Source organism: Colwellia sp. BRX8-5 (assembly GCF_014077325.1).
Classification (GTDB): Bacteria; Pseudomonadota; Gammaproteobacteria; order Enterobacterales; family Alteromonadaceae; genus Colwellia_A.
The window spans coordinates 66,388-87,014 of record NZ_JACGVR010000004.1 but is presented as its reverse complement, the minus strand read 5'-3'; the positions used below and the strand labels follow the sequence as shown (position 1 = coordinate 87,014).

At 39.4% G+C, this 20,627-nt stretch carries 17 protein-coding genes; all 17 read left to right on the top strand.

Annotation, left to right across the window (positions count from 1 at the left end; translation table 11 throughout):
* The first annotated feature begins 41 nt into the window (after nt 1-41).
* The gene (gene tsf / locus H4J62_RS04350; protein ID WP_070374056.1) at nt 42-914 is read left to right on the top strand and encodes a translation elongation factor Ts; all 873 of its coding nucleotides are present in this window, start codon (nt 42-44) and stop codon (nt 912-914) included.
* 144 nt (nt 915-1,058) lie between these two features.
* Nucleotides 1,059-1,799, top strand: a complete 741-nt coding sequence (gene pyrH / locus H4J62_RS04345; protein WP_070374055.1) for a UMP kinase — start codon at nt 1,059-1,061, stop codon at nt 1,797-1,799.
* 24 nt (nt 1,800-1,823) lie between these two features.
* Nucleotides 1,824-2,381: a ribosome recycling factor gene (frr, locus tag H4J62_RS04340; protein WP_070374054.1), complete on the top strand. Its 558-nt coding sequence runs from the start codon at nt 1,824-1,826 to the stop codon at nt 2,379-2,381.
* A gap of 99 nt (nt 2,382-2,480) precedes the next feature.
* Nucleotides 2,481-3,224 (top strand): polyprenyl diphosphate synthase, encoded by a 744-nt coding sequence (gene uppS / locus H4J62_RS04335; protein WP_070374053.1) that lies wholly within the window; start codon nt 2,481-2,483, stop codon nt 3,222-3,224.
* A 60-nt stretch (nt 3,225-3,284) separates the two neighbouring features.
* Nucleotides 3,285-4,154 carry a phosphatidate cytidylyltransferase gene (locus tag H4J62_RS04330; protein ID WP_182215643.1) on the top strand — a complete coding sequence of 290 codons (870 nt, stop codon included), beginning with the start codon at nt 3,285-3,287 and terminating at the stop codon, nt 4,152-4,154.
* 13 nt (nt 4,155-4,167) lie between these two features.
* On the top strand, nt 4,168-5,415 hold the full coding sequence (ispC, locus tag H4J62_RS04325) for a 1-deoxy-D-xylulose-5-phosphate reductoisomerase (RefSeq protein WP_182215646.1): 1,248 nt from the start codon (nt 4,168-4,170) through the stop codon (nt 5,413-5,415).
* Nucleotides 5,416-6,771: a sigma E protease regulator RseP gene (gene rseP / locus H4J62_RS04320; protein ID WP_182215648.1), complete on the top strand. Its 1,356-nt coding sequence runs from the start codon at nt 5,416-5,418 to the stop codon at nt 6,769-6,771.
* A gap of 27 nt (nt 6,772-6,798) precedes the next feature.
* Nucleotides 6,799-9,273: an outer membrane protein assembly factor BamA gene (bamA, locus tag H4J62_RS04315; RefSeq protein ID WP_182215650.1), complete on the top strand. Its 2,475-nt coding sequence runs from the start codon at nt 6,799-6,801 to the stop codon at nt 9,271-9,273.
* Between the two features lie 146 nt (nt 9,274-9,419).
* The gene (locus H4J62_RS04310; protein WP_259364978.1) at nt 9,420-9,938 is read left to right on the top strand and encodes an OmpH family outer membrane protein; all 519 of its coding nucleotides are present in this window, start codon (nt 9,420-9,422) and stop codon (nt 9,936-9,938) included.
* 173 nt (nt 9,939-10,111) lie between these two features.
* Nucleotides 10,112-11,152, top strand: a complete 1,041-nt coding sequence (gene lpxD, locus H4J62_RS04305; protein ID WP_220465242.1) for a UDP-3-O-(3-hydroxymyristoyl)glucosamine N-acyltransferase — start codon at nt 10,112-10,114, stop codon at nt 11,150-11,152.
* 4 nt (nt 11,153-11,156) lie between these two features.
* Nucleotides 11,157-11,609 (top strand): 3-hydroxyacyl-ACP dehydratase FabZ, encoded by a 453-nt coding sequence (gene fabZ / locus H4J62_RS04300; RefSeq protein ID WP_070374046.1) that lies wholly within the window; start codon nt 11,157-11,159, stop codon nt 11,607-11,609.
* Entirely contained in the window at nt 11,610-12,404 is a 795-nt protein-coding gene (lpxA, locus tag H4J62_RS04295; RefSeq protein WP_182215653.1) for an acyl-ACP--UDP-N-acetylglucosamine O-acyltransferase, read from the top strand.
* Between the two features lie 32 nt (nt 12,405-12,436).
* On the top strand, nt 12,437-13,639 hold the full coding sequence (gene lpxB, locus H4J62_RS04290; protein WP_182215654.1) for a lipid-A-disaccharide synthase: 1,203 nt from the start codon (nt 12,437-12,439) through the stop codon (nt 13,637-13,639).
* Nucleotides 13,636-14,361, top strand: coding sequence for a ribonuclease HII (gene rnhB / locus H4J62_RS04285; RefSeq protein ID WP_182215656.1), 726 nt, complete (start codon nt 13,636-13,638; stop codon nt 14,359-14,361). The genes lpxB and rnhB overlap by 4 nt, the downstream gene beginning before the upstream one ends.
* A complete protein-coding gene (gene dnaE, locus H4J62_RS04280) occupies nt 14,361-17,918 on the top strand; it encodes a DNA polymerase III subunit alpha (RefSeq protein ID WP_182215657.1) in 3,558 nt (1,185 codons plus the stop codon). The genes rnhB and dnaE overlap by 1 nt, the downstream gene beginning before the upstream one ends.
* Nucleotides 17,919-18,089: 171 nt before the next feature.
* A complete protein-coding gene (gene accA / locus H4J62_RS04275) occupies nt 18,090-19,046 on the top strand; it encodes an acetyl-CoA carboxylase carboxyl transferase subunit alpha (protein ID WP_070374042.1) in 957 nt (318 codons plus the stop codon).
* Nucleotides 19,047-19,179: 133 nt separating this feature from the next.
* On the top strand, nt 19,180-20,550 hold the full coding sequence (gene tilS / locus H4J62_RS04270) for a tRNA lysidine(34) synthetase TilS (protein WP_182215659.1): 1,371 nt from the start codon (nt 19,180-19,182) through the stop codon (nt 20,548-20,550).
* Nucleotides 20,551-20,627 lie beyond the last annotated feature (77 nt).

Sequence of the window (20,627 nt, the reverse complement as noted above, 5' to 3'; positions counted from 1 at the left end):
TTAAATAGTTTAGGGGATAACAAAATTTGAGGAATTCTCTCATGGTAATTACTGCTGCAATGGTAAAAGAACTTCGTGAACGCACAGCTGCGGGCATGATGGATTGTAAAAAAGCTTTACAAGAAGCTGAAGGCGACATGGAACTTGCGATTGAAAATATGCGTAAGAACGGTCAAGCAAAAGCGGCTAAAAAAGCCGGTAACATCGCTGCTGAAGGTGCTATTTTAATTAAAAGCGCTGATGGCGTTGCTGCACTTCTTGAAGTTAACTGTCAGACTGATTTTGTTGCAAAAGATTCTAACTTCTTAGGTTTTGCTAACGAAGTTGCAGACGCTGCTTTAGCATCAAAAGCGACAATCGAAGAGTTACAAGCTCAATTCGAAGAAAAGCGTATTACGCTTGTGACTAAAATTGGTGAAAACATCAATATCCGTCGCGTTTCATACGTTGAAGGTGCTGCATTAGCTTCATACAGCCATGGCGCTAGTATTGGTGTTGTTGTTGCTGGTGAAGGCGATGCTGAATCATTAAAGCACATTGCTATGCACGTTGCTGCAAGTAAGCCTGAATTTTTAACACCTGAAGATGTTGCTGATAGTGTTGTAGAAAATGAACAGCGTATTCAACTAGATATCTTAAAAGCTGAAAACGATGCTCTTGATGATAAAAAGAAAAAACCTGTTGAATTACTTGAAAAGATCATCATAGGTCGTATGAAGAAATTTACCGGTGAAATTTCTTTGACAGGTCAAGCATTCATCATGGAACCTAAGAAAACTGTTGGTGTTGTTCTTAAAGAGAAAGGCATTACGGTTTCTAACTTTGTTCGTTTAGAAGTTGGTGAAGGCATTGCTAAGAAAGAAGAAGATTTTGCTGCTGAAGTTGAAGCACAAATTGCTGCATCAAAAGCTTAATTTTTAAGCATTTAATTCAGTAAAACAGTTCTTTTTTCAGTTTAGACTTTCGATAGTCAGCTAAACGTATTAAAATAGCCGCGGTCAAATTGATCACGGCTATTTTTTTCGCCTATTTATAGACAAAATACAGGAATGTTTTTTATGAGCATCAGTCCAAAACCAATATATCGTCGAATTTTATTAAAACTTAGTGGTGAAGCCTTAATGGGTGAAGAGGGTTTCGGTATCGACCCTAAAGTTTTGGATCGTATGGCTCAAGAAATTAAAGAACTGATTGAAATGGGCATCCAAGTGGGTTTAGTTATTGGCGGCGGTAATTTGTTCCGTGGCGCTGGTCTTGCAGAAGCAGGAATGAACCGCGTTGTTGGTGACCAAATGGGTATGTTAGCAACCGTAATGAACGGTCTTGCGATGCGTGATGCCTTACATCGCGCTTTTGTTAATGCTAAATTAATGTCTGCTATTGACTTGGCAGGTGTTTGTGACCGTTATAACTGGGCTGAAGGCATCAGTTTATTAAAATCTGGCCGTGTTGTTATTTTCAGTGCCGGTACCGGTAATCCTTTCTTTACCACAGATTCAGCAGCCTGTTTACGCGGCATTGAGATTGAAGCTGATGTGGTTTTAAAAGCGACTAAGGTAGATGGCATCTACTCAGATGACCCTGTTAAAAACCCTGATGCTACCTTATATAGCCAATTAAGTTATAACGAAGTATTAGAAAAAGAACTCAAAGTAATGGATTTAGCCGCATTTACGCTCGCGCGTGATCACAATATGACTATTCGTGTTTTTAATATGAATAAGCCAGGTGCACTAAAAGCAGTGGTAATGGGCGGTAATGAAGGTACAACTATCGACCATTCAGAAAATTTAGTTTAATTTTTGATTTAAAGGAAATTCAACGTGATAAATGAAATAAAACAAGATGCTCAAGACCGTATGAGTAAAAGTATCGAATCATTAAAAAGCAATTTAAACAAAGTAAGAACAGGGCGAGCACATCGTTCTTTACTTGATAATATTGTTGTTGATTATTACGGTATGGAAACACCATTAAGTCAAGTGGGCAACATTGCTACACCTGATGCGCGTACTTTAGCGATTACTGTCTTTGATAAAGGCATGATCGGCGCGGTAGAAAAAGCAATTTTGAAATCTGATTTGGGCTTGAACCCATCATCTCAAGGAACACTTATTCGTATTCCTTTACCACCTTTAACAGAAGAGCGTCGTAAAGATCTTGTTAAAGTGGTTAAAAATGAAGCTGAAAATGGCAAGGTCGCTATTCGAAATATTCGCCGCGATGCTAATTCAGATGTAAAATCATTGAATAAAGAAAAAGAAATTAATGATGATGAGATGCATCAGTCTGAAGATGATATTCAAAAATTAACCGATACTTATGTAAAACAGGTTGATGATATCTTATCTATTAAAGAAAAAGAGTTAATGGAAATATAACTTCTTTAACCGATAATATAAACCGTAGTTATTAAATGATCACTACGGTTTTTTTTACAGAAAATTTGAATCTAGCTTGATTAGTATGACGGAACGATTATGACTGAAGCAATAACAGATACTTTAATCAAAGTGCCGCAACACGTTGCCATTATAATGGATGGTAATGGACGCTGGGCACAACAACGTGGAAAAACACGGGTTGCAGGTCATAAATCAGGTGTTGAATCAGTTCGAACATCAGTGAGTACTGCGATAAAATACGGGGTGAAAGCATTAACACTTTTTGCCTTTAGTAGTGAAAATTGGCAACGTCCAGAACAAGAAGTTAGCGTATTGATGGATTTATTCATGTTTGTGCTAACACGAGAAGTGAAGAAGCTTCATAAAAATGATGTGCGCTTCCAAGTGATTGGCGATGTTTCACGTTTTTCAGAAACGTTACAGAAAAAAATAAAAGTTTCAGAAGATTTAACCGCAAACAATAAAGGTATGGTATTGTCTGTTGCAGCTAACTATGGCGGACGTTGGGACATCGCTAATGCCGCTAAAGTTTTAGCTGAAAAAGTATCCAATAACACCATGTCTGTTGATGATATAACCGAAGAAACACTCCATCAATATACTTGTTTAGCTAACTTACCTGAACTTGATTTACTTATTCGTACCGGTGGTGATTTTCGTATAAGTAATTTTTTATTATGGCAAGCAGCTTACGCAGAATTTTATTTTACAGAAACACTATGGCCTGATTTTGATGAACAAGCGCTCATTAACGCAATGGGATGCTTTGACCAAAGAGAACGACGTTTTGGTCAAACAGGTGAACAAATAAAAAATTAAGACTATAAATTAAAAACAATAATAACAATAAAATTAAATAGCATTTATAAGGGTTTCCATTTGTTAAAACAACGTATTATTACCGCTGTTATCTTAGCGCCTTTAACTATTTTCGCCATTTTCTATTTACCTCTAGATCAATTTGCGGCTTTGTTTATGGCTGTTATGGCTATTGGTGCATGGGAGTGGGGACCTTTAATGGGCTTTGCCAATAAGCGCCGTCGTCTTGCTTTTGTCTGTGCGACGATTATTCTCATATCAGCGCTTTGGTACGCACTACCATTGTTACAACTCTGGTCTATTGATGGACAGCTTCATTCAGGTGTGTCGCTGGTATTATGGATTGCTGTCGCTTGGTGGGTGCTATCTGCAACGCTGACCTTTCTTTATCCTCGCTACAGTAAGTTTTGGTCAAGCCATCGCTCTATTCGTGGTGTATTTGGCTGGTTAACGCTTATTCCTACTTGGCTCGCTTTTATGGTGCTGCGTAGTAATGATTACAACCAAGATCCGTATAATGGCGCTCAGCTCATTATGTTTTTATTCTTAATGGTGTGGAGTGCTGATGTAGGTGCTTATTTTGTCGGTAAATCTATCGGTAAACGTAAACTCTTACCCAATGTCAGTCCAGGCAAAACCCTCGAAGGCTTTATTGGTGGTGTTGTTTGTGCCTGTATCTTTATCAGTATTGCCGGTTACTCGCTCGGATGGCAGCAACATCAGTTTACGTTAGCGTTAATTGTCACCGCTATCATCACAACAGTGTCAGTGCTAGGTGATTTAAATGAAAGTATGTTTAAACGCCAAGCAGGCATAAAAGACAGTGGCGCAATTTTACCTGGTCATGGCGGTATCTTGGACAGAATTGATAGTTTAACGGCTACTGCGCCGATTTATGCATTATGTTATGCCTTATTAGGCTGGCAGTAGGTTGATATAAACGATGCGTAAACTTTGTATTTTAGGTTCAACAGGATCGATAGGTGTTAGCACCTTAGAGGTTGTTAGGCTTCATCCCACGTTATTTTCTGTTGAGTCTTTATCGGCGAATACCCGGGTTGATGAAATGTTGGCGCAGTGTCTGGAATTTAAACCGAGCACTGTCGTTATGGTGGCGGAGCATGCGGCACAAGCTTTAAAAGTAAAACTCGACCAAAACGGTTTACAAAATATTGAAGTACTCAGTGGCGGACAAGGCTTAATTGATATTGCTCAAGCTGATACCTCAGATACTGTTATGGCTGCTATTGTTGGAGCGTCAGGTCTTTTGTCTACTATGGCTGCAGTTAAGTCGGGTAAAAGAGTACTGTTAGCAAATAAAGAAGCTTTAGTGACTTCAGGCGCTTTGTTTATAGATGCGGTTGAAAAGTATGGTGCAGAATTATTGCCGATAGACAGTGAACACAATGCTATTTTCCAGTGTTTACCCGCTAATGTACAAGCTAAGCCAGGTCGATGCGACTTAGCAAGTAATGGCGTCAGTAAAATATTACTGACCGGCTCAGGTGGTCCGTTTAGAACTTTTTCAGTCGAACAGTTAGCAGAAGTAACCCCAGCACAAGCGTGTGCCCACCCTAATTGGGAGATGGGCCGTAAAATTTCTGTAGACTCTGCGACCATGATGAATAAAGGCCTAGAATTTATTGAAGCAAAATGGTTATTTAATATCGACCCTGACGATATCCACGTTGTTTTACATCCGCAAAGTACCATTCATTCAATGGTGCAATATAAAGACGGTAGCGTGATAGCTCAAATGGGTAATCCTGATATGCGTACCCCCATTGCTCATGCCTTGGCTTATCCGCAGAGAATTGATTCAGGTGTCGCACCCTTAGATTTTTTCAATACGCCATCATTTGAATTTGAAGATGTCGATTATCAAAAGTATCCTAATTTAAAATTAGCTATAGCGGCTTGTAAAAGTGGCCAAGGTGCATGTACAGCTTTAAATGCTGCTAATGAAATTGCCGTTGATGCTTTTTTGAACGAAAAAATAAAATTTACTGATATTGCAAAAATAAATGAAACTTCTGTGAATAAATTTGTCTCAGAAAGGGTGGCATCAATTGATGATGTCGTTGCGCTTGATGCAAGTGCTAGAGAATTTTCACGTAATTTAATTGCTAGTGGCTGCTTTGTAGTCAATGATGTGGCGATTAATGAAGTTAACGAAAAAGGTAATCTATAGTTGTTTGATTTTTTTTGGAATTTAGCCTCTTTTGTTGTCGCTTTAGGTATTTTAATTACGGTGCATGAATACGGCCATTATTGGGTTGCCCGCAGAAACGGCGTGCAAGTAGAGCGTTTTTCAATTGGCTTTGGCAAAGTATTATGGCGAAAAGTTAATAAAGAAGGTACAGAGTTTGTTATCGCCTTAATTCCATTGGGTGGTTACGTTAAAATGCTTGATGGCCGCGTTGATGAGGTCAAACCCGAAGATATCGATAAAACTTTTAATAATAAAACAGTTTATCAGCGTATAGCGATTATTGCTGCTGGGCCTCTAGCAAACTTTGCTTTTGCTATTTTTGCTTTTTATCTGATGTTTCTAATTGGTGTGCCGAGTGTAAAACCGATTGTTGGTGAAATAATGCCAGAATCTATAGCGCAGCGGGCGAATCTTACCAGTAACAGTGAAATCATTGAAGTTGCCGGTCAAAAGACCTTAGATTGGCAAGATGTCAATCTAGCGTTAGTCTCGCAAATAGGTGAGAGCGCTTTTACTATAAAAACAAAAGAACAAGGTAGTGCTTCACCGAAAACTTATAATTTGGATGCGGCTAACTGGTCTTTTTCACCCGATAAAGAATCAGCCATTAGTAGTTTAGGTATTGCTCCTTATAGAGCCGCTGTTTATGCTGAGCTAGCTTTTATTGAAGAAGGTAGTGTTGCAGATAAGGCCGGCCTAAAAGTTGATGACAAGTTAATTAGCATCAATAACGAAAGTATTAATGGCAGTTGGGTGATGTTTTCAAAAAATATTAGTCAACTTCCGGAACAAAACGTTATTTTAGTCGTCGAAAGACTTGGTGAAAACAAAGAGATAATGGTAACACCGGCTTTAATTGAACGTGCGGGTAAGAAAATAGGTTATTTGGGTGTGGTTCCAAAATCTGACTCTTACCCAAAAGAATATTTATTTGAGTTACGTTACGGCGTTGTTGATGCTTTAGGACAAAGCTTACAGCGTAGTTGGAACTTAGTAGTATTGAGTTTTGACATGATAGGCAAGCTCTTGACGGGTGATATTTCTGTTAAGAACTTAAGTGGGCCTATTTCTATCGCACAAGGAGCAGGAAGTAGTGCACAATATGGTTTGGTATATTTCCTAGGTTTTCTGGCTTTAATTAGCATTAACTTAGGTATTATAAATTTATTACCTTTACCAGTGCTTGATGGCGGGCATTTATTTTATTATCTTGTGGAAATTGTCACAGGTAAACCCGTATCAGAAAAAATACAAGAAATAGGTTTTAAGTTTGGTACACTAGCCCTCTTAGGCTTAATGAGTATCGCATTATTTAACGATTTTTCGCGGTTATAACAAAAGAAGTAATAAAAGTTAGCATTTATGATAATTAAAAAAATTGCCCTTGCGGTATTATTAGGTGCCTTAGGTACAACAGCACAAGCCTCTGAAGAATTTCAAGTAGAAGATATTGAAGTAAAAGGGTTACAGCGTGTCGCACTCGGCGCTGCTTTGACTCATATCCCTTTTAATACGGGAGATACGCTCAATGAATTCCGTATTTCTCAGTCGATAAAGTCTCTCTACAAGTCAGGACATTTTAATGATGTTGTCGTTTATCGTGAAGGTAACAGAGTTATCTATCGTGTTCATGAGCGTTCAACGATCAGTGAAATCACCTTCGATGGCAATAAAGACTTAAAAGCAGAGCAACTAACTGAGAGTCTTGACGGCAGTAATATTCGAGTCGGTGAAACACTCGACATGACTATAATTTCCGGTATTGAGGTAGGCTTAGAAGATTTCTACCACAGTATTGGTAAATATAATGCCGATGTAAAAGCTGAAATTATTCACTTGCCTCGTAACCGTGTTGACATAAATTTTGTTTTCACCGAAGGCGATGCTGCAGCAATAGAGCAGATTAACGTCGTTGGTAATGAGATATTTTCTGATGTTGAGCTTCTTGAACGCATAGAACTTACCTTTGATTCTCCTTGGTGGGATTTTATGGCGCAAGACCGCTATCAAAAACAAACCTTACAAGGTGATATAGAAACGATTAAAAGTTACTATTTAGACCGTGGTTATCTGCAATACAAAGTAGACTCGACTCAGGTGTCAATGACCCCTGATAAAAAAGCGGTTTATATTGCCTTGAATATCACTGAAGGTGAACAATTTAAAGTCAGTGAAATAGATTTTATTGGTGATATGGTTGGGTTTGAACGTACGATCCGAGCTATTAACCCATTACGACCAGGTAAACTTTATAATGGTGCAGAGGTAACGTATACCGAAGAAACTATCAGCCGTTATCTAGGCCGTTATGGTTATGCTTACCCGAAAGTAACCGTTATTCCTGAAATTAATGAAGAAGAAAAAACGGTTAAACTGACTATTTCTATTGACCCTGGCAAACGTGTTTACGTTAACCGTATTAACTTCGAAGGTAATAATGTTACTGCCGATAAAGTACTACGCCGTGAAATGCGTCAAATGGAAGGTGCTTGGTTATCGAACAATGCTGCCGAAAGTTCAAAAGCATGGCTACAGCGTTTACCTTATTTGGAAGATGTTGAATACGAAACTAAACAGTTACCAGGTGATGATGACTTAGTTGATATTGACTTTACGGTTAAAGAGCAACCTTCAGGGTCTTTTACTGCCGGTATTGGTTATGGTTCTACGACTAATTTAAGTTTAAGTGCAGGTATACAGCAAAACAACTTTTTAGGAACGGGTAACCGCTTGGCATTTAATGTTAATACCATGAGTTATCAGCAAAGTGCGAGTATTTCTTACACCGACCCATACTTTACTGTAGATGCTGTTTCTTTAGGCGGGCAAATATATTACAGCGAGTTTAATGCGGGTAATGCGAACTTAGTTGAATACAACAATAGAACTTATGGTGTTGGGCTTAACTTAGGCTTTCCTATTAATGAATATGTTCGTTTAAACTTTGGCGTAGGTTACAAAAGTAACGGTATTACACGTTTACAAACTTATGAACAAATTCAACAATTTTACGAGATATATTCTGATCCTAATAACCCTGATGGTGGTTTAGAATTTAAAAGTTTCGATTTATCGATGGCTATATCTCGCACGACATTGAACCGTGGTACCTTTCCAACAGACGGCTCAAGTCAAAGTTTGACTTATAAAATGACAACGCCAAATTCAGATGTTGATTATTTTAAAATTAACTTAGACACTAAATGGTACTTCCCATTAACACAAGATCAACGTTGGACAGTGCTAGCACGTTTAAACGCCGGTTACGGTAATGGTTATGGCACCATAGATGGTAATGACCAGATATTGCCTTTCTGGGAAAACTTTAGAGCGGGTGGTTCTGATACATTACGTGGCTTCGAAAATAACATTGTTGGCCCACGTGCGGTATTTCGCTATCCAACACAAATCACAGGTACTCCTGATCCGGTCGAGGGTGGAAGTAGTTGTTGTTTAGGGCAAGATCACGATTTTATTAACGTCTCACAGCGTTCTGTTGGTGGTAATGCCATTATTGTCGCGGGTATCGAACTTATTGTACCAACACCATTACTTGATGAAGGTTTCTCGAACAGTGTTCGTACCAGCTTTTTTGTCGATGTTGGTAATGTTTGGGATACAGAGTTCAACTTAGAAGACTACAACGATTTAGTAACCTCTGAATTTGAAAAGATTGATGATTATTCAGATGTTGGTCGTTATAGAAGCTCTGCCGGTTTATCAGTGCAGTGGTTATCTCCTATGGGCCCAATGATCTTTAGTTTCGCGAAAGCACTAAAATCAGAAAAAGACGATGATAAAGAGTTCTTTAGTTTTAATATAGGTAAAACATTTTAATAAAGAGAACTTTCAGGCATAGTGCGTATAAATTTACTAAGGGGGTTTAATTCTTATAGTTAGCCCCCATAGCTATTACATGACAATTATAAAAATTAATGCAACTTATATCAAAGTTGTGAAGTAATAATATTTTGGAGATAAAATTGAAAAAATTCATTAAAACAGTTACTTGCTCTGCAGTAGCGTCAACGTTGTTATTAGCAAGCTCTGTAATGGCTGCTGATCAAAAAATCGCCGTGGTTAATTTCCAAGAAGTGATGAGTAAAATCCCACAAACAACGGCAGTAATGCAGGTACTAGAAGCTGAGTTTAAAGATGATAAAGCTATTTTAGCTCAGTTAGAAAAAGACATTAAGTACTACCAAGAAAAGAAACAGCGTGACGGTTCATTAATGAGCGCTAAAGATATCGAAGAACTTGATACTCAAATCGCAACATTATATCAAGATTACCAAGCTAAAGGTAAAGCGTTCCAACAAGCAACTGGCTTGCGTAAGAACGAAGAAACAAACAAAATTATAGCCTTGGTTCGTCAAGCTATCGACAGCATTGCTGCAAAAGACAAATATGACCTTGTTTTAGAACAGCAAGCCGTTATTTTTGCTAAGCCAGATGCAATGATCACTAATAAGGTTGTTGAACAGGTTAGTAAACTTAACTAAGTCTACCGCTAAGTAGTAGATATAAGGTTAATTGAAGCCTTACCGTTATAAAACTTGCAACTATTATTAATAATATTAGTTGCAAGTTTTTTTTCTAGCCTAATAAAATCATATTGGTTTTAGCGTCTTTTCCAGTTATGCTCATTGAGCATCCATAAAAATATTAAGTGTTTATGTCTTATACTCTCAAACAGCTAGCTGAAAAAATTGGTGCTGAGGTTCATGGTGATGAAACATATATCATTCATTCACTTGCCACATTATCAACCGCTAATGCACAACAAATTGCATTTTTAGCCAATAAAAAATACAGCCAACAGCTTGCTGATACTAAAGCTGGTGCGGTTATTATTTCTTCTCAACACCTTAATGACTGTAATACCCATGCGCTAGTGATGAATAATCCCTATTTGGGTTATGCACTTACCGCACAATTACTTGATACCACTCCAAAACCGGCTAACAGTATTCATCCCTCGGCTCAAATTTCAGCGGATGTTACTTTAGGTGATAATGTCGCCATCGGCGCTAATACTGTGATAGAGCAGGGCGTAGTTATTAGTGATAATGTTACCATTGGTGCGGGCTGTTTTATTGGTGTTCAAGCAAAAATCGGCGCAAGTACTAAATTATGGTCCAATGTTAGCATTTATCATCGTGTTGAAATTGGCCAAGATTGTTTAATCCAAGCGAATACGGTTATTGGCTCTGATGGCTTTGGTTATGCAAATGACCAAGGTAAATGGTTGAAAATACCTCAGCTGGGAAGCGTTATTATTGGTAACAAAGTCGAAATTGGTGCCAGCACGACTATCGATCGTGGCGCGCTAGAAAATACAGTGATTAAAGATGGTGTTATTTTAGATAATCAAATTCAAATTGCTCATAATGTTGTTATTGGTGAAAATACCGCGATGGCAGCTTGTAGTGTTATTGCAGGCAGTACCGTTATTGGCAAAAATTGTGTGATAGCGGGCCTTGTTGGTATTAATGGTCATATTGAAGTTGCTGATGGTTGTGTTTTTACCGGCATGACCATGGTGACCAAAGATATTAATGAATCCGGTGTTTATTCTTCGGGCATGCCGTGCCAACCAAATAAAGAATGGAATAAAAATAATGCCAGAATTCGCAAATTAGAAAGTATACTTAAGCGCATTAAGAGTGCAGAGCATGACATCGAGCACTTAAACAATATTATTGAAAAGGAATAGTCCGTTGGAATTACCAAAAAACACCATTGAAATTGCAGAAATCAAAGCATTACTGCCACATCGTTACCCCATGCTTTTGGTCGATCGCGTTTTAGATTATCAGCCAATGAAAACATTGCATGCTATTAAGAATGTTAGTATTAACGAACCTGTGTTTAATGGTCATTTCCCTGATCTCCCTATTTTTCCTGGTGTGATGATCCTCGAAGCTTTAGCGCAAGCAACTGGGCTTTTAGGCTTTAAAAGTACAGATGGCAGAGATAAAAATGAAATGTACTTATTTGCTTCAATTGATAAGGCAAAATTTAAAAAGTCTGTTGTGCCAGGCGATACTATGCATTTGCATGTCGAGTTCTTAAAAGAGCGTCGTGGTATGTGGAAATTTTATGGCGAAGCTAGGGTTGAAGGTAAAGTTGTTTGCTGCGCTGAACTTATGTGTGCAAGAAGAGTGGTATAAATGGTGACTTCCAATAAGCAGAGCTTAATTCACCCTCAGGCGATTATCGAAGAAGGCGCTAGCATTGGCAAAAATGTTAGTATTGGCCCTTGGAGTTATATTTCTAAAGATGTCGTTATTGGTGACAACTGTGTGATTAATTCTCATGTTGTCATTAAAGGCCCAACAAAAATTGGCGAAGGCAACAAATTCTTTCAATTTGCCAGTATTGGTGAAGATTGTCAGGATCTAAAGTATGCCGGCGAGTTAACCGAATTGATTATTGGTGACAATAATGTTTTTCGTGAATCTTGTACAGTCCATCGCGGCACGATTCAAGATAACAGCCTAACGCAAATAGGCAGTAATAATTTGTTTATGGCGTATACCCATGTTGCCCATGATTGTATTGTTGGCAGTCACTGTATTCTTGCAAATAATGCCTCTATTGCTGGCCATGTTCATGTAGGTGATTACGCTATTTTAGGTGGTATGACAGGCGTTCATCAGTTTTGTCATATTGGCGCGCACAGCTTTGTTGCGGCAAATTCGCTGATTTTAAAAGATATACCGCCTTATTTGATGGTGTCTGGTCAACCGGCTTCTCCTTTTGGTTTAAACTCAGAAGGGTTAAAACGCCGAGGTTTTGACAAAGAGGTTATTTTAACGATCAAACGAGCCTATAAAGAAGTTTATCGTAAAGGTTTAAACGTTAACGAAGCTTTAGAAAAAGTTGCCGCATTAGCCGATGATATGCCAGAGTTAACCTTGTTTGCTGAGTTTATTAAAAACTCTAGCCGTGGCATTGCCCGCTAAACACGATTGTTAAAAGTATAGAGTAAAGGTTAATGACAAAAACAGTAGAAAAACAGGCTATTCTCCAAACATCACCCATTATAAATAGTTCAACTGCTCAACAATCGCCCGTGTTTGGGCTTGTTGTTGGCGAGCATTCTGGCGATACGCTCGGCGCTGGTCTTATGAGCTCTCTAATATCTGTCTATCCTAATGCCAAGTTTATCGGTATTGGTGGTCCAAAAATGCAAGCTTTGGGTTTCGAAAGTTTGTTTGAAATGGAAGAGCTTTCCGTGATGGGCATTTTTGAAGTATTGGGCCGCCTCAAACGCTTATTTCATGTCAAAGACTGTTTAGCCGCGCAGTTTATAAATAATAGACCCGATGTGTTTATTGGCATCGATGCACCCGATTTTAATTTACGGCTAGAAAGACAACTAAAGAAAGCGGGTATTAAAACAGTTCATTACGTTAGCCCATCTGTTTGGGCTTGGCGTGAAAAGCGTATTTTTACCATTGAAGCGGCTACCGATATGGTGCTGTCGTTATTGCCTTTTGAAAAAGATTTCTATGATAAATATGAAGTGCCCTGTACTTTTGTCGGCCATCCGCTAGCAGACGACATTCCATTTCATTCGGATAAGCGTGAAGCGAGACAAGCACTCAACTTACCGCTTGATAAAAAAATACTTGCGCTTATGCCTGGTAGTCGTGGTGGTGAGTTATCTCGATTAACCGAGCCTTTCTTACTTTCTGCGGTACAACTTTTAGCACAAGACCCACAATTACATTTTGTTGTGCCGATGATCAGCGATAAGAGAACCGAACAATTTAGCCAATTGAAAGAAAAGATAGCGCCAAATTTAGCGGTAACAATTATTACTAATAAAACCCAACAAGTGATGGCTGCCAGTGATTGTTTACTCATGGCCTCAGGTACGGTAACACTGGAAGCTGCTTTAGTTAAACGCCCCATGGTGATTTGCTATAAGTTCAATGCTTTTACTTATCACATGTTTAAAGGCCTAGTAAAATTAGAATGGTTTTCATTACCTAATTTATTGACGAAAAAAACACTGGTACCTGAATTACTGCAAGGTAAAGTCAGCGTTGATAACATTGTGCCGTTAGTTAAAGAACGTTTATACCAAGACCAATCGTCACTTGAAGATGAATATATGAAAATTCATCTCGCTTTAAAACAAAATGCCAGTCAAGAAGCGGCGAAAGCTGTAATGGATCTAATGTCAAAATGAGTAATGAAGCGGTAAGCGATACCAGTTTAACCCCCCGTAAGAAAGTGGCAAAAGCTAAAAAGATTTTCCCACCTTTTGAATACCCTATTGCTTACTGTATCGCAGGAGTCGATGAGGTTGGGCGAGGACCTTTGGTGGGTGACGTTGTTACCGCGGCGGTTATTCTTGATCCCGAAAACCCTATTGAAGGTTTAATGGATTCAAAAAAACTATCAGATAAAAAGCGTCAGTTACTTGCGGTGGAAATCAAAGAAAAAGCTATTGCTTGGGCTGTTGGAAGAGCAAGCCCGGAAGAAATAGACACCTTAAATATTCTTCATGCCACTATGTTAGCGATGCAGCGAGCAGTACAAGATTTATCAGTAACACCTGATTATGTTTTAGTTGATGGTAATCGTTGCCCTATTTTTATGCAGGTGAACGGCAACATTGCTAGCCAATCTGTGGTTAAAGGCGATGATCGGGTTAGTGAAATAAGTGCGGCATCAATTCTTGCAAAAGTTGTTCGAGATGATGAAATGCTCGCTTTAGATGAATTACATCCCGAGTATGGTTTTGCAAAACATAAAGGTTACCCAACCAAAGCCCATTTAGAAAAAATAGTAGAGCACGGTGTACTTGATTGCTACCGAGCAAGCTTTAAGCCAGTAGCACAAGTTATTGCTATGCAGGGTGTTTTACCAACAAAAACTAAACAAGAAGACTCTCAGGTGAAGTGTTAATGTCAGAGCAAGTATTAGTTGATGCAGCCGAATTAGTGTCAGTCAAAGCTCAACCAAAATTTATTCATTTGCGAGTGCATAGTGACTATTCATTATGTGATGGTTTAAATAAAGTAAAACCTATTGTCGCCAAAGCCTCAGCTTTAGGGATGCCAGCCATCGCGCTAACCGACCAAACAAACCTTTGTGGTCTGGTTAAATATTATCATGCCGCTCACGGCGCGGGTATAAAACCAATTATTGGTTGCGATCTCTGGGTTAAAAGTGATGAATTAGAGAATGAACTTTCCCGCATTGTTGTTTTAGCCACTAATAATGTCGGCTACAAAAATCTCACTGAACTCATTTCTAAAGCCTACCTTCGGGGTCATGTTCAAGGCAAGGCGGTTATTGATAAGCATTGGTTAATTGACTATGCTCCGGGTTTGATTTTATTGTCGGCGGGTCGCGAAGGTGATATTGGTAAAGCGCTGATTAAGGGAAATTTCGAGCTGGTCAATAAAATGGTCGATTTCTACCAAAGCTACTTTCCTGATTGCTTTTATCTTGAACTGATCAGAACCAACAGAGAAAACGAAGAAAACTATATCCATTTGGCAGTCGAGCTGGCAGAAAAAGCGTCACTCCCTGTGGTAGCGACGAACGAAGTGATGTTTATTTCTCCTAAGCGCTTTGATGCCCATGAAATACGTGTTGCCATACATGATGGTTTTACCCTCAACGATAAACGTCGCCCGAAAAAATATTCTAAAGAGCAGTACCTTCGAACTGAAGAGGAAATGTGTGAGTTATTTTCAGACATCCCTGAAGCGATTGAGAATACGGTTGAAATCGCCAAACGCTGTAATGTTACGGTTAGGCTTGGAGAGTATGTTCTCCCTGATTTTCCAACAGAAGGTTTATCGATAGAAGATTACTTGGTTAAAGTGTCTGAAGAAGGTTTACAAGACCGCTTAGAGACCTTATTTGATAAAGACGCAGCAGATTTTGCTGAAAAGCGTAAACCCTACGACGAACGTTTAGCCATTGAACTTAAAGTGGTTAACAATATGGGCTTTCCCGGTTATTTTTTAATCGTGATGGAATTTATTCAGTGGAGTAAAGATAATAATATTCCTGTTGGTCCTGGTCGTGGTTCTGGTGCAGGCTCTCTGGTTGCTTATGCCCAAAAAATTACCGACTTAGATCCCCTTGAATACGATTTGCTCTTTGAACGTTTTTTGAATCCTGAACGTGTCTCCATGCCAGATTTTGATATCGATTTCTGTATGGACAGGCGTGATGAAGTTATTGATCACGTTGCTGAACTATATGGCCGTGATGCCGTGTCGCAAATTATTACCTTTGGCACCATGGCAGCCAAAGCGGTTATCCGAGATGTTGGTCGAGTACTCGGTCACCCTTATGGTTTTGTTGACCGCATCTCTAAGCTTATACCGCCAACACCAGGCATGACACTAGCCAAGGCCTTTGAAGAAGAGCCTAAGTTGCCAGAAGCTTACGCACAAGACAGTGAAGTCAAAGATTTAATTGATATGTGCCGTATTTTAGAAGGCACAACACGTAATGCCGGTAAACATGCCGGTGGTGTGGTTATATCACCAACCACCATTACCGACTTTGCGCCACTTTACTGTGACGAAGAGGGTAAAAACCCGGTTACTCAGTTCGATAAAAATGATGTTGAAGATGCCGGTTTAGTTAAGTTTGATTTCTTGGGACTTCGCACGTTAACAATTTTGCAGTGGGCCATCGAAATGGCTGATGCAAAATTGTTAAAACAAGGCAAAGCGCCTATTGATATTACCCGGATTAATTTAGAAGACCCAGCCAGTTTTAAAGTGTTATTAAGATCTGAGACGACGGCAGTGTTTCAGCTCGAATCTAGTGGTATGAAATCACTTATTGCCAAATTAAAACCTGATTGCTTTGAAGATATTATCGCCTTGGTTGCGCTCTTTAGACCGGGGCCATTGCAGTCTGGCATGGTTGATAACTTTATTGAACGTAAGCATGGTCGTGAAGAAGTAAGCTATCCGGATGCTACTTGGCAACATATTGACTTAAAGCCTATTCTTGAACCGACTTACGGTATTATTTTATATCAAGAACAGGTTATGCAGATTGCGCAAGTATTGGCGGGTTACTCGTTAGGTGGCGCGGATATGCTACGCCGCGCTATGGGTAAGAAAAAACCTGAAGAAATGGCCAAACAGCGTGATGGCTTTGAGCAAGGCGCGATCAACCGAGGTGTTGACGGCGAACTTGCGATGAAGATCTTCGATCTGGTGGAGAAATTTGCGGGTTATGGTTTCAATAAATCGCACTCAGCGGCTTACGCCTTGGTTTCTTATCAAACCTTATGGATGAAAACACATTACCCTGCGCCATTTATGGCAGCGGTAATGTCAGCCGACATAGATAACACCGATAAAATTGTTACCCTAGTTGATGAATGTGGCAATATGGGGATAGATTTACTGCCTCCTGATGTTAATGCCGGTCAATATAAATTTACCGTTAACGAGCAAGATCAAATTGTCTACGGTATTGGCGCAGTAAAAGGTGTGGGTGAAGGTCCTATTGATGCCATTATTGCCGCACGCGAAGCTGGCGGTGAATTTACCGATCTTTTTGATTTTTGCGCGCGACTCGATCTTAAAAAAATTAATAAACGTGTTTTAGAAAAATTAGTTAAAGCTGGGGCCATGGACAGTTTAGGGCCTAAAAAAATTATCAACGGTAAAGAAGTACCACATCGTGCTGTTTTATTTGAAACATTACCTGAAGCAATAAAGGCTGCAGACCAATATGCAAAAGCACAGGCAGTTGGACAGAATGATTTATTCGGCTTAATTAATGAAGCGTCAGCAGAGCCGCGACAAGCCTTTAAAGATGTGCCGATGTGGGCTGAAGAAGTTTGGCTCAATGCAGAGAAAGAAACGTTAGGTTTATATTTAACCGGTCATCCTATTAATCGTTTCTTAAGTGAAATAAAGCATTATGCGACTGGACGGTTAGTAAGTCTGCAACCGACCAGTAAAGACAAAACCACGGTTGCGGTTGGTTTAGTGTTAGGTGTTAGAGTTATGGTCAATAAGCGCGGCAGACGATGGGCCTTAGTTACGCTTGACGATAAAAGCGCTCGCATGGACATTAGACTCTTTCCCGATGACTATGATAATTTTGCTGAATTGCTGGTAAGTGATGCTATTTTGGTCTGTAGCGGACAGGTCAGCTTTGATGAATACTCCGGAGGCATTACAATGACCGCTCGAGATATCATGACGGTTGGTGATGCTCGTGAAAACTATGTCTCTTCAGTAGATATTAATGTCAATAAAAACAAGGCAGGCGCAGGTTTTATTGATAAATTTACCGAGGTATTAACACCTTATAAGGATGGTACGTGTCCTGTTCGGTTGTTTTATCAAAGAGATGAAGCAAAAGCTATGCTAGAATTAGGCGTACAATGGCGCGTTACGCCTGCAGACCCTTTATTACATGAATTAAGAACCTTATTAGGTGATGGCGACGTTACTTTAAGGTTTAAATAATTTAGGGCGCATTAAAGGGTTATTTATTGTTAACCATTATAAAAAATTTATAACAAGGTCGATGACGGCTTTGTTAGCAACTTAATAGTCAAATTAAAATTATTAAGTACTCTATTTGAATAATCATGCTGTTGTTATAAAACGGCATAGAACATAGGTAAGAATAATCATATGTCATTAAATTTTTTAGATTTCGAGCAGCCTATTGCTGAGCTTGATGCCAAAATTGAAGAGCTACAATTAGTCAATAACGGTCAAGAATTAGATCTTGACCTTGAAGATCAAATTACTCAATTACGCGGTAAAAATGCTGAGTTAACCAAAAAGATTTTTGCAAATCTTGACCCTTGGCAAACAGCTCGTGTGGCACGTCATCCTCAGCGTCCTTATACGCTTGATTACATACCACGCATTTTTACTGAATTCGACGAGCTTGCCGGTGATAGACACTATGCGGATGATAGAGCCATTGTTGGTGGTACTGCGCGTTTAGACGGTAAACCTGTGATGATTATTGGTCATCAAAAAGGGCGTTCAACAGCAGAAAAAGTTAAACGTAACTTTGGTATGCCTCGTCCAGAAGGTTACCGTAAAGCCTTACGCTTAATGCAAATGGCTGAACGTTTTAATATGCCCATTATTACCTTTATTGACACTCCTGGTGCCTACCCGGGAATAGGCGCAGAAGAGCGCGGCCAAAGTGAAGCGATAGCGATGAACTTAAAGGTTATGTCACGTTTAACCGTGCCGATTGTTTGTACGGTTATTGGTGAAGGTGGTTCTGGTGGTGCATTAGCGATTGGTGTTGGTGACCGTGTCAACATGCTGAAATATTCTACTTACTCGGTAATATCTCCTGAAGGTTGTGCATCAATCTTGTGGAAAACTGCTGAAAAAGCACCTACTGCCGCTGCCGCTATGGGTATTACCGCTACGCGTATTAAAGAATTAGAACTTATCGATAATATCGTTGAAGAGCCATTAGGTGGTGCACATCGTGATATGGATATTATGGCGGCTAACTTAAAGCAAGAATTAAAATCAAATCTTGCCGAACTAGAAGGCTTGTCAAAAGAAGAGTTAATTGAAAAACGTTATGACAGATTAATGTCTTTCGGTTATTGTTAAGTTGTTATAAATCGACACGAGCAAAGTAGTATTGAATGCTTTGCTGATGAAGTTGTAGCCTTATCTTACTGATTCTATCTCTAAGTTAAGGCTACAGTTTTTTTGTTTTCAGTGTCAATTAACCAAGTATTCTATGATTAAACAGACCTTAATAGATTTTTTTTCCAACCACCCTCAAAAATCACTGCTTATTGCCTACAGTGGCGGTATCGACTCTCAAGTGCTGTTACATTGCCTTGGTGCTTTAAAAACACAACATGCTATTAATAGCGATATTCGTGTTTGTCATGTTAATCATGGCTTGAGTGTTAATGCCGTTAAATGGCAAGCCTTTGCTAAAGCACAATGCCAACTATTTGGCCTGCCGTTAGACATTATTGAAGTAAACGTGCAAGCTGTTGCCCAAAAAAGCTTAGAAGCGCTTGCCCGCGATGCCCGCTATCAAGCACTAAAATCAGTAGCTAAAGCCGGTGATTTAATTGTTACTGGTCATCACAGTGACGATCAGGCTGAAACTTTTCTACTCGCCCTAAAAAGAGGCGCAGGTTTGAAAGGGCTCTCAGCGATGCAAAGTGAAATGATGTTGGGGCAGCAATTACTGGTCAGACCGTTATTAACTATTTCACGAGCCGATATTGAAGCCTATGCGAAAGAGTATGGCTTAGTTTGGATAGAAGATGAATCGAATACGGATGAGCGTTTCGACAGAAACTTTCTCCGCCATCAAATTTTACCTAAGTTAAATCAACGTTGGCCAAGCATCAATAAGACGATTGCACGCAGTGCTGAACATTGCTTTGAAGCACAACAATTACTCGATGAATTAGCGCAGCAAGATTTAATTGCTTGCCAGTCTTCAGCTAATAAGCTGAGTGTTGTTGATTTAAATAAGCTCAGCGAAGCACGTCTTAAAAATCTATTGCGCTATTTTTTATCTTGCCATGGATTTTTAATGCCAAGCCAAAAGCAATTAATGCAAATATGCCAGCAGCTTAATGCACAAGCGGATAAGTCGCCAGTTGTGCAATTAGCTGAGTGTTGCATCAGACGTTATCAAGGTGAGTTACATCTAACGGGTATCTATCAGGAACTGTCGCTGTGGCAACAAAATCTAGCATTAGGGCTGTTAGCCGATGATAAACCGTTAGATGTTTGTCTTCCCGATCAATTAGGTTGGTTAAGTTTTTCGAATTTATCAGCACAAGTACAAGAAAACAGTGACTGGCAGTCGGTGATAAAAAAACCGGCAGAGCAACAAAAAGTGACGATTAGTTTTTCTCACGAAAACCCAAGGTGTTTGCCACAATATCGACAGCATTCAAGACCATTAAAGAAAGTCTTACAAGAGCTTGCTATACCAACATGGCAGAGAAAAAGGTTACCTTTTATCTTTTATGATAATGAGTTGGTTGCGGTAGTCGGACAGTTTGTTTGTCAGCGCTATCTAGCCGAGAACAGTGACTCAGCATTTAGGCTATCATGGCATGGTCAACTGCCTCTTTAAAGGTACCGTGTAACGAATAAACTAGACAGTGTCGGTGCATAAGTGGTAAAAATCTTTCATCGATGCGTTATCTTAAT

Coding starts and splice junctions, on each gene's coding strand:
- uppS (WP_070374053.1), top strand. CDS start 2,481: ATGACTGAAGCAATAACAGATACTTTAATCAAAGTGCCGCAACACGTT.
- pyrH (WP_070374055.1), top strand. CDS start 1,059: ATGAGCATCAGTCCAAAACCAATATATCGTCGAATTTTATTAAAACTT.
- accA (WP_070374042.1), top strand. CDS start 18,090: ATGTCATTAAATTTTTTAGATTTCGAGCAGCCTATTGCTGAGCTTGAT.
- rnhB (WP_182215656.1), top strand. CDS start 13,636: ATGAGTAATGAAGCGGTAAGCGATACCAGTTTAACCCCCCGTAAGAAA.
- tilS (WP_182215659.1), top strand. CDS start 19,180: ATGATTAAACAGACCTTAATAGATTTTTTTTCCAACCACCCTCAAAAA.
- lpxD (WP_220465242.1), top strand. CDS start 10,112: ATGTCTTATACTCTCAAACAGCTAGCTGAAAAAATTGGTGCTGAGGTT.
- bamA (WP_182215650.1), top strand. CDS start 6,799: ATGATAATTAAAAAAATTGCCCTTGCGGTATTATTAGGTGCCTTAGGT.
- dnaE (WP_182215657.1), top strand. CDS start 14,361: ATGTCAGAGCAAGTATTAGTTGATGCAGCCGAATTAGTGTCAGTCAAA.
- lpxA (WP_182215653.1), top strand. CDS start 11,610: ATGGTGACTTCCAATAAGCAGAGCTTAATTCACCCTCAGGCGATTATC.
- ispC (WP_182215646.1), top strand. CDS start 4,168: ATGCGTAAACTTTGTATTTTAGGTTCAACAGGATCGATAGGTGTTAGC.
- lpxB (WP_182215654.1), top strand. CDS start 12,437: ATGACAAAAACAGTAGAAAAACAGGCTATTCTCCAAACATCACCCATT.
- tsf (WP_070374056.1), top strand. CDS start 42: ATGGTAATTACTGCTGCAATGGTAAAAGAACTTCGTGAACGCACAGCT.